The 12,874-nt window shown below is 67.9% G+C and carries 7 protein-coding genes and 1 pseudogene; 3 read left to right on the forward strand and 5 right to left on the reverse strand.

The window, feature by feature from the left end:
• Window positions 1-819 precede the first annotated feature (819 nt).
• A pseudogene (locus ACHQ4I_RS00495) lies at window positions 820-2,454 on the reverse strand (DNA polymerase III subunit gamma and tau); the annotation flags it as partial.
• A 471-nt stretch (window positions 2,455-2,925) separates the two neighbouring features.
• On the opposite strand from ACHQ4I_RS00495, the gene ACHQ4I_RS00500 reads away from it, so the two are divergent.
• Together ACHQ4I_RS00500 and ACHQ4I_RS00505 are read left to right on the forward strand one after the other, a co-directional pair.
• Entirely contained in the window at window positions 2,926-3,747 is an 822-nt protein-coding gene (locus ACHQ4I_RS00500; protein WP_420769633.1) for a hypothetical protein, read from the forward strand.
• A gap of 94 nt (window positions 3,748-3,841) precedes the next feature.
• Window positions 3,842-5,137: an ammonium transporter gene (locus ACHQ4I_RS00505; protein ID WP_420769634.1), complete on the forward strand. Its 1,296-nt coding sequence runs from the start codon at window positions 3,842-3,844 to the stop codon at window positions 5,135-5,137.
• A gap of 119 nt (window positions 5,138-5,256) precedes the next feature.
• Here ACHQ4I_RS00505 and ACHQ4I_RS00510 read toward each other — a convergent pair whose 3' ends face one another.
• Window positions 5,257-6,477, reverse strand: a complete 1,221-nt coding sequence (locus ACHQ4I_RS00510; RefSeq protein WP_420769635.1) for a neutral zinc metallopeptidase — start codon at window positions 6,475-6,477, stop codon at window positions 5,257-5,259.
• Between the two features lie 4 nt (window positions 6,478-6,481).
• Window positions 6,482-7,399 carry a neutral zinc metallopeptidase gene (locus ACHQ4I_RS00515; RefSeq protein WP_420769636.1) on the reverse strand — a complete coding sequence of 306 codons (918 nt, stop codon included), beginning with the start codon at window positions 7,397-7,399 and terminating at the stop codon, window positions 6,482-6,484.
• Between the two features lie 463 nt (window positions 7,400-7,862).
• Between ACHQ4I_RS00515 and ACHQ4I_RS00520 the strand changes: the two genes are divergently transcribed.
• On the forward strand, window positions 7,863-9,494 hold the full coding sequence (locus ACHQ4I_RS00520) for a DUF2207 family protein (protein ID WP_420769637.1): 1,632 nt from the start codon (window positions 7,863-7,865) through the stop codon (window positions 9,492-9,494).
• Between the two features lie 127 nt (window positions 9,495-9,621).
• Here the strand turns inward: ACHQ4I_RS00520 and ACHQ4I_RS00525 are convergent, their stop codons facing one another.
• Both ACHQ4I_RS00525 and ACHQ4I_RS00530 read right to left on the reverse strand, forming a co-directional pair.
• On the reverse strand, window positions 9,622-10,911 hold the full coding sequence (locus tag ACHQ4I_RS00525) for an ROK family transcriptional regulator (protein WP_420769638.1): 1,290 nt from the start codon (window positions 10,909-10,911) through the stop codon (window positions 9,622-9,624).
• Between the two features lie 402 nt (window positions 10,912-11,313).
• Window positions 11,314-12,747, reverse strand: a complete 1,434-nt coding sequence (locus tag ACHQ4I_RS00530; RefSeq protein ID WP_420770152.1) for an MFS transporter — start codon at window positions 12,745-12,747, stop codon at window positions 11,314-11,316.
• Window positions 12,748-12,874 lie beyond the last annotated feature (127 nt).

Below are 12,874 nucleotides of genomic sequence, written 5' to 3' on the forward strand. Positions count from 1 at the left end.
CACGTCGCCGCTCAGCCCCGCACCCGGCCGCACGTCGCCGCTCGGCCCCGCAGCCGGCCGCACCTCAGCACTCGGCACCCCACCCGACCGCACCTCACCGCTCAGCTCCCCACCTGGCCGCACCTCGTCGCCCAGCCCCGCAGCCGGCCGCACCTCGCCGCTCGGCGCCCCACCCGGCCGCCCCTCGGCACTCGACCCCGCACCCGCCTGCACCTCGGCATTCCGCTGCGCCTCGACGCTTTGCGCTGCACCTCGTTCCGAAGCGCCCGCACCTGGCCCGGCCGTCGACTCGCCCGTTCGAGGCGACACGGCACCGGCGGCCGACGCCTGCTCACCCACAGCCCGTCCGGCCTGCTCAGCCGAAACCGTCTGCACAACATCATGATTCGACGACGCCGGAGCCGGTACGGCATCCGCGACCCCGGCCGCCTGCTGACCTTCCTGTGCGGTCACCTCCGAAATCGCCTGCGCCGCTCCAGATTCCAACGACCCAGCGCCGACAGGTGAGGCCGCGCTACCAGCCGACTCGGTCGAATCCTCGACCCCACTCGGACCGGTCGCGACGACGCGATCATCGAACTCGGCGGCCGAGGCATCAACCCGCTCTCGCTCCGCTGTCGAATCGCCGGGCACGAAAGCGAAATCCGGCCCGGGGTCGACCTGCCCGGGATCGGCCTGCCCAGAGTCGGCTTGCCTGGGATCGGCCTGCCGTCCTGCGGCTGCACCTTGCTCGTCAGCGACAGCTCGCCCAGCAGCCCCCTGGACAGGCTGCTCTGCACGGGCGGCATCCGCACCGACAACCCCATCCGGACCAGCACTTCGCCCGGCGGTCGAGCGTTGTTCGGCAGCCGCTGCACGCTCCGCGGGCAGACTCAGCCCCGGAGCAGCACTCCGCACCTCGCCACCAGCCTGCGCGTCACCCTGCGCCGCACCACCAGAGTGCGCGCCAGTCCGCGCCGCGCCACCAGCCTGCGCCGAGCCACCAACCTGCGCCGCACCACCAACCTGCGCCGCACCACCAACCTGCGCCGCACCACCAACCTGCGCTGAGCCACCAGCCTGCGCCGGAGCACCAGCCTGCGCCGGAGCACCAGCCTGCGCCGGAGCGCTCGCAGGGCTCGCGCCTGCGCGGGTGGCGTCCTTTTCGCGGCGGGCGGCGGCGAGGAGTTCCGCGCCTCGGCGGCGTGGAGGCTCGTTTGCGGCGCGGGGCGGGGTCGGCTGGGGCGCGGGTGCGGTCTGGGGCGCCGGGGACGGTGAGTCGGCGGATGGGGTCGGGGCGGCGCCGGGGGGTATCGCCGCGGTGGCGATGCCGCGTTCGAGGCGCTCCAGGCGTTGCAAGGTCGCCGATTCGGCGTCCGAGACCGACGGCAGCAGCATGCGGGCGCAGACGATTTCGAGGAGGAGGCGGGGGGCGGTGGCGCCGCGCATGTCGCCGAGGCCCTCGTGCAGGAGTTCGGCGTGTCGGGCCAGGGTGGCGGGGCCGGTGCGCCCGGCCTGTTCGCGCATGCGGTCCAGGACGTCGCCGGGGCCGGAGACCAGGCCGCGGTCGGCGGCGTCGGGGACGGCCTGCAGCAGGATCAGGTCGCGCAGTCGCTCGAGGAGGTCGACGGCGAAGCGGCGCGGGTCGTGGCCCGCCTCCATGACGCGGTCGATGGTGCCGAAGAGGGCGGCGCCGTCGCCGGCGGCGAGTGCGTCGATCGCATCGTCGATCAACGCGACATCGGTGACACCGAGCAGGGAAACGGCCCGCGAATAGGTGACACCTTCTGGACCCGCGCCCGCGAGCAGCTGGTCGAGCACACTCAAACTATCGCGCGGCGACCCGCCGCCCGCGCGGATCACCAGCGGGTACACCGCTTCCTCGACCGGCACATGCTCCTGCTCGCAGATCTTCCCGAGCAGTCCGCGCATGGTCGCGGGCGGCAGCAGCCGGAACGGATAGTGGTGGGTGCGCGAGCGGATGGTGGGCAGCACCTTGTCCGGCTCGGTGGTCGCGAAGATGAAGATCAGGTGGGCCGGCGGCTCCTCGACAATCTTGAGCAGCGCATTGAAGCCCGCGGTGGTGACCATATGCGCCTCGTCGACGATGAACACCCGATAGCGCGACTCCGCGGGCGCATAGAAGGCCCGGTCACGCAGTTCGCGGGTGTCGTCGACACCACCGTGACTCGCGGCGTCCAACTCGATCACATCGAGATTGCCAGGACCACCGGGACCCAGCGCCACACAGGACGGGCAGACACCGCACGGCGTCGAGGTCGGGCCCTGCACGCAGTTCAACGAGCGCGCGAGGATGCGCGCCGAGGAGGTTTTGCCACAGCCCCGGGGACCGGAGAACAGGTAGGCATGACTGATGCGACCGGTGTCGAGCGCGGTACTCAGCGGGTCGGTGACGTGCTCCTGACCCACCACTTCAGCGAACGTTGCCGGTCGGTACTTCCGGTACAGAGCCACGGCCAGAGGTTACCGGCGCCCACCGACAATGCCCATTCCCGCCGACCGACAGGCCGGGCGCGGCGTGCTGCCGGGCGTTTCGTGGCAGAAATGTGACGTAGATCACAAGATGCTCAAACCTTTGTTAGCCCCCGCTGATCAGCGCCGAAGGCGGCAACGCCGGAGCAATCGAAGATCAATAACGGACGAACAGGTAATTTTGGCACCTGTCCAGTGCCCTTGGCGTCGATTACTTGAACTCACGCCCTGGTTCTGGGCCCTTTTGCGGAGATAACGAATCCGTCACCAATGATGACATCAACGCAATTGCCTGGCTACCGTGGTTAGCGGCAACTTCGGTAGCCAAACCTTCATCAGGTTGGTGGCCCCGGCCGGTCCCTCATCCCGACCGGGGCACAACCTGAAATCTCCACAGCTCTTCCGGCGCTCTTTGCCGAACTCACACCGCTTCCACCGGAGGAAATTTCCACCGTGTCGTGTGACGACATCGCCGCCGCCTGGCTTTCGAGCACAGACTTCGCCGACGACCATGCCGCCGTCGACCTGCTCAGCCGGGCCATCAGCCCTGAGGACTTCGCGATCAAGCGCGATTCCCTACCGGTGGCCGCCGCGGCCGATCCGGCGACCGCCACCGCCATCCTCGAGCTACTAGAGCGCGGCCAGGTGCCGACCATGGCGGCGATCCGCACCCTCACCGCCCAGAACGAGATGCGCCGCGAGGCCGAGCGCATCGAACGCCTGGGTCGCCGCGCCCAGCGCAGCATCGACGACTTCGGCCGGGTGCTGGCCCGACTGGCCGAGGACCATTGGCTCGCGCACGGCACCGGCCCGACGCGACGCGACGTGCTGCAGTCCGAACCGGTAATGGCGCTGATCCGGGACCGGATCGGCGATATCGCGCCGAGCGCGGTGAAACACCTCTGGCTGGTCGAACGCGCACAGCGGGCCGGCTGGATCGCCTCCAACGCCAACGCCGGATCCCTATGTGCCGCAAGGCGCTTCTACTCCGCCAAATACGGCAACCGGGTCTCGCTGCGACCGGTCAACATGATCGGCACGATCATCGCGAGCTATCTCAACGACCACCTGACCGAGCACGACCGCCCGCCGCGCTGGTCCACCCTGGCCTACGACCTGCGCGACGATCGCGGCCGCCGGATCTTCCACGACACCGCCGACGCGCGCATCCAGCGGCGGTGGCTAACCACCGCCGAATGGATGGCCGTGCGCGATGACCTTCCGGTGCCCGGACGGCGCGGCCTGCGGGCGTTGGCCAAGAAGTCGCGGCGCTGAACTGTCTGGGCCGATACCCATAGCGGTGCTCGGACCCGCTGTGAGCATTCGGTAATTTCTTCGCAACGCATTCACGCGTGGAAGGAGTTACCCCGTGTCCTCAACCATCGATCCCGCGGCCACCGCCTGGCTGCTCATCAGCACTGCCCTGGTGCTGCTGATGACACCGGCCCTGGCCATTTTCTATGGCGGGATGGTGCGCTCGACCGGCGTGCTCAACATGCTGATGATGAACTTCATCGCGATCCCCCTGGTCACCGTGGTCTGGTTGCTGGCCGGTTACAGCCTCGCGTTCAGCGAGGATGCGGGCGGCGGCCTGATCGGCAACCTCGACCACTTCGGCATGGCGGGTATCGACCCGCATTCCGTACACGGCACGATTCCGGAACTGCTGTACGCCACCTTCCAGCTGACCTTCGCGATCCTGACCGCGGCACTGGTCAGCGGCGCCATCGCGGACCGCGCGAAGTTCTCCGGCTGGATGGTCTTCGTCCCGCTGTGGGCGCTGGTGGTCTACGTGCCGATCGCGCACTGGGTGTGGGGTCCGGACGGCTGGCTGGCCTCCTTCGGCGCGCTCGACTACGCGGGCGGCATGGTCGTCGAGATCGCCTCCGGTGCGTCCGCGCTGGCGCTGGCCATCGTGCTCGGCCCGCGCATCGGCTTCAAGACCGAGGCGATGCGTCCGCACAATCTGCCATTCGTGCTGCTCGGCGCGGGTCTGCTGTGGTTCGGCTGGTTCGGTTTCAATGCCGGGTCGGCACTGACCGCGAATGGCATTGCGGCGGCGGTGTTCCTGAACACGTTGGTGGCGGGCTGTCTGGGCATGCTCGGCTGGCTCGCGGTCGAGCAGATCCGCGACGGTCGGCCGACCACCTTCGGCGCGGCCTCGGGTGTGGTGGCCGGACTGGTCGCGATCACCCCTTCCTGCGGTTCGGTGAATACGCTCGGCGCGCTGATCGTCGGCCTGACGGCGGGTGTGGTGTGTTCGTTCGCGGTGGGCTGGAAATTCAAGGCGGGCTATGACGATTCGCTCGACGTGGTGGGCGTGCACTTCGTCGGCGGCATTGTCGGCACGCTGCTGATCGGCCTTTTGGCCAACCAGGTGATGACCGGTGGCGTCGAGGGTCTGTTCTACGGCGGCGGGTTCGCCCAGCTGGGCAAGCAGCTGGTCGGCGTGCTGGTGGCCGCGGCCTACGCGTTCACCGTCACCTTCGTACTCGGCAAGGCCATCGACCGGTTGCTCGGATTCCGGGTGACCAAGGAAGACGAGACCGCGGGCATCGACTTCGCACTGCATGCGGAGACCGCGTACGCCGAAGGCGTGCACGGACATTCGCCGCGGCGCTTCGGCGAGGGTCACTTCGGGCAGCCGCACGGCGGAGATCACTGATCACGCGGTAGCACTACGACACCTGGCTGACGCCATCGCGGAACCGGCACGTAGAGCGGCTATTCCGCTGGGCAACGGCCAGGTGTCGCTCTGCATCCCTCGACACCCGAAAGCGGTTGCTACGAGACCGAGTCCGAAGATGCCTTCCAGGTGTTGCACTGGAATGTTCTGTCGTACTTGGCGCCTTGGGCGAACCAATCCCCGGCGTTCTGCCCGCTGCCGTGATCGCGCGCATCACCCTGGCGGTCGCCGCGCCCGTAGGTGTCCTGCGTGGCGCGCTGCTGCTGCGCCGCATTGAAGGTGCCGTCGTAGGTCGAGGTGCCTACATACATTCCAGAGAAGCACTGTGCCTCTAGTTCCAGGCGGCGCGACAACTCCAGCCCCCGGGCGCTGCGTGCGCCCGCCTCGGAGCGCTCACTACTCTCCCGACCCATGATCCCGGAGATCGCCTGGACGTGGTGGCCGTATTCGTGCGCGAAGACCGCCAGGTAGATCACCACATCATTGCCGTACTTCTCGACCTGGATCTTGTCCAGCGGCATGTAGATCGTGTGGTTTGCCGAACAGTAGAACGCCGCATAGTTACCACCGGATGAGGTGCATGGTGACGGCTCATCCGCCGCTCGGGCGGGCGCGGTCACGTTCGGGCTGGAGAACGGCAAGTTCGCACTCTGCAGGGCGGGTCGCCACTTCTTATCCAGGCAAGCCGCGGCGGCCTCGAAGAAGGCAAGGGCCGCCGCGGAATTCGCGGACCAGGCCGGATAGTCGCAGTCGACATTGATCAGCCCGTTGCTCTCGTCGCTGAACAGCGGATTATCCCCGAGGGCGGCAACCGGTTGCGGCCCAGCGGGTTTCGTCGTGGTCGGCGCGGCGGCGCGGGTTGTGGTCGCCGCCGCCGCGGCGCGCGTCGTCGGGCTGGGCGAGGAGGTCGTCGACGAAGTCGGCGGAGTGTAGGTGTAGCTCGGCGTCGGTGGGGTGTAGGCCGACGGGCGGTTGCGCTTCTTCTCGTTGTCGGCCGAAATCGCTGATGCGACAAGCAGTCCGACGACCAGAACGATGGCCGTGAGCACACCGAGCAGCGCACTGAGCCCGGCGCCGGAGCCGCGCCGCCGCGGCGGGTACGGACGCGGCGGATAACCCGGCCGCTGGTACGGCACCGGCGGACCATAGGGCGCCGCGTTCGGTGGACCATAGCCGGGCGGATAACCCGGCGGCGGGGCATATCCCGCCTGATAGCCGGGCGGTGGTTGGTATCCGGGCGGCGGCTGATACCCCGGTGCGGGTTGATAACCGGGCGGCTGCGATCCGGGCGGACCATAGCCGTAGGGCGGTTGCGTCATCTGCTCACGACACCGAACCCGTCGAGGCCGTAAACGTATTGCACTGTGCCGCACGGTCCTTGTCGACGCCGATCTCGAACCACGCCCCGCCGTTCGCCGCGGTCCCGTGATCGCGCATATCGCCGCGCTGGTCGCCGCGGCCGTGCGCGTCGCGGCGGGCGACGGTGATCTGCGCCGTGGTCAACGAACCGCCATTGGCGGAGGAGCCGAGATACATTCCGTCGAAGCAGTTGGCCTGCAACTCGATTCGGCGCGACAATTCCAAGCCCTTCTCACTGCGCACACCCGCGTCGACGCGATCGCTATTGGCCTTGCGCAGGATTCCGGCCATCGCCTGGACGTGATGGCCGTATTCGTGGGCGAAGACCGACAGGTAGACGATCCAGTTGTCCTTGAACAGGTCGGTCTGCAGCTGGCTGAGCGGCATATAGATGGTCTTGTTCGCCGGGCAGTAGAACGCGGCGAAATTGCTGGTGGATCCGGTGCACGGCGTGGTGATGCCATCGGTGCTGGCGCTGACGTTCAGCGTCGGCGACTGGAACGGCAGATTCTTCTGCGCCAGAATGGGTTTCCAGGCCGACTCCAGACATCCGGCGGCCGTTTCGAAGAACTTGCGCGCGGTGTCGACCTGCGTACTCCATGGCGCATAGGAGCACTTCGCCGGAATCAAGGTGGTGTTCGGATCGGTCAGCAGCGGATTGGTTCCGGTTTCCGATACGCCGCCGCCGGAATCCGGGGTGTAGGTGATGCTCGGGCCGGGACCCGATGCGGTGCTGCCGATCCTGCCGTGTGCGACCGCATTGCGCACCAGGCCGCCCGCTACGACGAAGACGATGACCAACAGCAATGCCACCCAGCCGCCGCCGCGCTTGCGGCGCTGGGGTGGGCGTCCGGGCGGGCCGTAGGGCATCGGGGCCGGCATCGGCGCGCGCTGTCCGGGTGGTCCGTACGCCGAATAACCAGGCTGCTGGCCATATCCCGGCGGCGAACCATAACCCGTCGGCTGGCCGTATCCGGGTGGGTAGACGGGCTGTTGGCCATATCCGGGCTGCTGGCCGTAACCCGGTTGGCCGGGGGCGGGGCGATAGACCGGCTGTCCATGCGGCGAGCCGGGCCCTGGACGCGGCGGAACCGGTTGTCCACCAGGCGGAACCGGTCCATAGCCGTACGGTGGTTGTGTCACGCCCCCGTACCCCCTCGTTTCCATGATCGCCGACAGTGTAGGTCTTGCGGCGCTCCCGGGTCCCTTCATGGGCCCGCCCGTCACCCACCGCCACCCTCAACGGGCGGCCTCCGGCCGACTGTACTATCCGAGCGCTACCGCCGGCCCGTCGCTCGCGCCGGGCTGCTGACGCAGAATAGCAACTTGTCTAGAGTAGGCAGCCATGCTGACTTTACGGGGGGGCGCCGCGAGCGCACTACTTCTCGCCACCGCGGGAATGCTGGGCGCCGCACCGGTTGCCCACGCGGAGCCCGCAACCGATGGTGTGAATATCGTCGCCGATCTGAAACTGAGCCGGGACGGCGTGCTCGAGGTCACCGAGAAGGTGGTCGTCCCCGCCGACAGCGAATTCAAGATGACACTGCCGCTGCGGCTGAAGGTGGGCGAGGACGTGGAACGCGTCTTCAAGGTCACCGATGTCGATACCAAGGGCGCGGGCACCGCCACGGTCGCCAACGATCTGTTCACCATCGACGCCAAGCCGGGTGAGTCGACCTTCACCTACGCGATCCACAATACGGTCAGCGACGCACCGGGCACCCAGGTCTTCCGCTGGCTCGGCACGATCAATGCCGATGTCGCCTCGATCGACGCCTCGCTGATCAGCCCGAGCTACGAAATGGGCGTGGTGGACTGCAAACTCGGACCGCCCGGCAATCTGCGGCAGTGCTCCGATCTGCAGATCGAGGCGGACGGGGTGCTCTTCTGGAAGCAGACCGACCTGCACAAGGGCGACAATATCGACCTGACCCTGCAACTGCCGCCCGGCACCGTGCCCGCCAACGCCGATGTCCGCGACGGCAAGCAAGCGGGTGCCTTCTCCTTCACGACTCCGGTGCTGGTCGCGTTCGGGGTATTGCTGCTCGTGCTGGCAGGTTTGGCAGCTTATGTGCTAAAGGCCCGGCGGGAAAACGGCGCTGCCACAGCAGGATCGGAAACGATCGACCCGTTGCTGCGTAATGGCCAACACGTCCAGTTCACCTCCCCCGACGGCATTCTGCCGGGCGAGGCGGGCGTCTTGCTCGACGAGCATGTGGATCCGGGCGATATCGCGACCACGGTGATCGACCTCGCGGTGCGCCGGTACCTGTGGATCACTCCCATCAGCGACAGCGACTGGCGCATCGACCGGGTCAACGCACCCGACGATCAACTGCGTGATTATGAAAAGGCCGTCTACGCAATGCTTTTGCCCGACGGCACCAAATCGGTGACAGTCGGCGAGTTGCGCGCGCCCGGCCGCGTACAGGCCCAGTCGGTGCGCACCGCGATGCTCGCCGATGCGGTCGAGCGCGGCGCATTCATCGATCGGGCCCGCATCGGCCTGCCGATCCTGTTGGGCGGGGCGCTGATCGTTGGCGGTATCGCCGCGACCATCGCGCTGGCACTCACCTCGGGCAGCGCGCTGGTCGGTATCGCGATCCTGCTCGCGGGCGTGGCGACCGTGCTGCTGCCGCGCTTCCTACCGGTGCGCACCGCCCAGGGCCGCGAACTCGTCGGCCAGATCCGCGCACTGCAGCGCGGCCTCGACGCGACCAGCCGCGACCAGATCCCTCCCGCCGACCAGGAATTGGTCTTCTCCAGGGCGCTGCCGTTCATGGTGATCGGCGGCCGCGCCGACAACTGGATCCGCGCCTTCCGCGACCTGAATCCGGCCGCCGACTCCCAGCCCGGCCTGTACTGGTTCGGCGGCTTCGAACGCGACCGCAACCTGCAACGCTTCGCGGGCCACTTCCCCTACTTCATCACCGCCCTCGAGGGCCTGTTCGCCGGAGCCGGAGGCCGCGGCCATTGAGATCGGAACGGCCGAGACTCACTGTCCCCGACGCATCCTCGGGCAGCCGGTCCATAGGCACTCGACTGCACAACGCGGCCGACCGGCCGCCGGGGGTCAACGCGGCGGCCGGTCAGCGTGGCAGTGACTAGTCGATCAGCCCGGTGCGGCGGACCGCGGAGAGCGGGTCGGCATAGATGGCACTCAGCGAGGTGACGACCGCCGCGAATTCCTGGACCTTGCCGCCGAATCCGCTGATGCGGATATCGGTGGGCGGCAGTTGGGAGGACTGAGCGAAGGCGCGGGCCACATGGGCGACCGCGGGGCGGTAGCCGGTGAAGGCTTGGCCGCCGAGGATGACGCGGTCCGGGTTGAGCATGTCGCGGACCATCGCGACGGTGTGCCCGAGGATGGTGGCACGCTCGGCGAGCAGTTCCTGCGCATCCGCCGCGCCCGCCTCGGCGGCGCGGTACAGGTCGGCGATGGTGGTGCCGCCGGTGCCCTTGTGTGCCGGAATGATCCCGCGCCCAACGGCTCTGGCGTGCAGCGACCGATCACCGACGGTCACCTCGAGGCAGCCGCGTCGGCCGCAGGTGCATTCGACATCGGAGCCGGTCGGCAAGTGCGCGATCGAACCGGGGCCGCTGCTCGGGGTGTGCACGCGGCCGTCCAAAGTCACTGCGATGCCGGCGGTTTCGCGAACGTAGAAGTACAGGCTGCTGCCCGGGCCAGCGGTTCGCGCACCCCGCCGATCCACCTCCTTCGGTTCGCCGGTCGGCAGCAACAGCTCCGAGGCCGCCATCGCCTCGACGTGCGGCGCCACCGAAACCGGCAGCTCCAGCACCTCACCGAGCACCGAACCGACCTGTGCGCCTTGCCAGGCCAACTTGGGGTGGTCGACGACACCGGTCAGCGGATCGACCCGCCCACCGATCGCCACCCCGGCCCACAGCGGTTTACGCCGATGCCAGCGCTGCAGGAAGGCCTTGGCACTGCGTGCGACGGTCATGGTCGCGAAGTCCTGACCGGTCTGCGGGGTCGCGATCGCCAGCCCGCCGAGAATGCGTCCGCGCAGGTCGGCCGCGACGATCTTGGTAACCGCGGCGCCGATATGGATGCCGAGGGTCAGATAGGCCTCGTGGTCGATTTCGAATGGAACCCGGGGACGTCCGACCGCACCCGACGCGGTCAGGTCGGGGCGCTCGCGCAGCAGACCGGCGGCCAATAGCGCCGAGACCTGACGGTTGACCGTCGCGATGCTCAAACCCGTTGTGCGCGCGGCATTGTCGCGCGAAACCGGGCCGCCGGTCGCGGTGCGCAGCACGGCCGCCGCCGGATTGTCGGCGATGCGGAGTTCCGGCGCGACGACCGGGCGCTGAACCCGGACACGACCGGTGACGACCCTGGAGGCGGAACGATCAAGGGTAGGGAGGGACATATGAAATTCCTTGCTGAAGTCCCGTATGACGGGACGTGCCTACACGTGCGGCGGCGGGGCAGCGCACGAGCCGGAAGAACGGCTCAGCTGCAGCAGGAACAACACAGTTCGCGAGTCAACGGCAGTCGCAGACCCAGTGCGGCGGTCACATAAGTGACCCGCAGTGCGGTCGGACGGCTCGAAGACATGGGATCAAAGTTAACACCGAAATCGCCACGCACCAAGCCCTGTCGGCGCGGCGGGAACTCACCGGATGCGTGATTCGTTCCGAAATCCTTGCCGCGCACCAGGTTCCGCGAAGAATGTGGCCCACCGCACGATTTGTCCGAAAAAGCCGAATGGGGGCCGCCGCTTCGGCGACCCCCAAGGGGTGACTGGCTCGCCCGATCCCGGGCTCCTCGGTTAGGCCGCGTCGGCGACCAGCTGACGACGGGCCAGCAGCGCGGTGGCGGAGGCGATCAGCCCGACCAGCGCGACCACGGTGACCAGGTAGAGCCCCGGCCGGTACTGCGCGATGCTGGTGGCGGCACCACCGCTGATCAGGCCGGTGACCACGGCCAGCACGACCGCCCCGCCGATCTGGCCCGAGGTCTGCACCAGACCCGAGGCAAGTCCCTGCTCATGGTCGGCGATGCCCTCGGTGGCCTGCACCATGACCGAGGAGAAGCCGAGCGCGAAGCCCAGGCCCAGCAACAGGAATGCGGGCAGGTAGTCGAGGACGTAGTTCGGGTCGGCGCTGCCGCCGAAGGAGATGAACCAGACGTAGCCGGCCACGAACGAGGTCATCGAGGCGATGATCATCGGCGTGGTGCCGTAGCGGTCGATCAGCTTGCCGGCGACCGGGGACAGGATCGCCACGATGATGCCCGTGGGGGCCAGCGCGAGCGCCATCTTCAGCGGCGCCCAGCCCAGGGTGTTCTGCAGGTACAGCGACACGATCGTCTGGAAGCTGATGTAGGAGCCGAAGATGGCCAGCGCGGCCAGGTTGGCCCGGACGATCGACTTGACCTTGAAGATGCTCAGCCGCACCAGCGGGTGGGCGACCTTGTTCTCCACCACGAAGAACGCGCTCAGCAGGGCGACGGCGACGAGACCGATAGCGACAACGCTCGCGGTGAGACCCTTTTCGGGTGCGGTGACGATGGTGTAGACGGCGGCCAACATGCCACCGGTCAGCAACGCGGCACCCACGAAGTCGACGCGGCCCTGCTCCTTCTCGATATTGCGCGGCACCACGAAGTAGGCGGTGAGCACGACGGCCGCGACGACCAGCACCGGGACGTAGAAGGTCAGTCGCCAGTCGATGCCGGTGAGCAGACCGGAGACGATCAGGCCGGAGGCGTATCCGGTGGCGCCGAAGACCGTGAAGATCGACAGCGCGCGGTTGCGGTCGCGCCCTTCCTTGAAGGTGGTGGTAATGATCGAGAGCGCGGCCGGCGCGGTGAAGGCGGCGGCGACACCCTTGATGATGCGGCTGGCGATCAGCAGCGCACCGTCATCGACCAGACCGCCCGCCAGCGAGGCGAGTCCGAAAACCACCAGGGCGGTGAGGAATACCTGCCGACGGCCGAGCAGATCGGCGGCCCGTCCACCCAGCAGCAGCAGGCCGCCGTAGCCGAGGATGTAGCCGTTGACGATCCATTGCAGGCTCTCGGTATTCAGGCGGAGTTCGGATCCGATGGAGGGCAGGGCGACGCCGACCATCGAGACGTCGAGTGCGTCGAGGAACATCGCCAGACCGGCGACGAACAGCACGGCCCACAGCTTCGGGCCCCAACGGCCTGGGGCGTGCTCGGTAGATGTGGCGGTCCGGGTCTCGGGTGCGGTAGCTGTCATAGTCACGTTCGGTAATTTAGATGCATACGCATTAAATGTCAACGCAAGTAATGTGCGCGCATAAAAGCCCTGGTCATGATCTTGCCCGGACAGCACGAAACGGCCCCGCCCAGTCGAGAGGTACTGG

It is taken from the genome of Nocardia nepalensis (assembly GCF_048910785.1).
GTDB lineage: Bacteria > Actinomycetota > Actinomycetes > Mycobacteriales > Mycobacteriaceae > Nocardia > Nocardia nepalensis.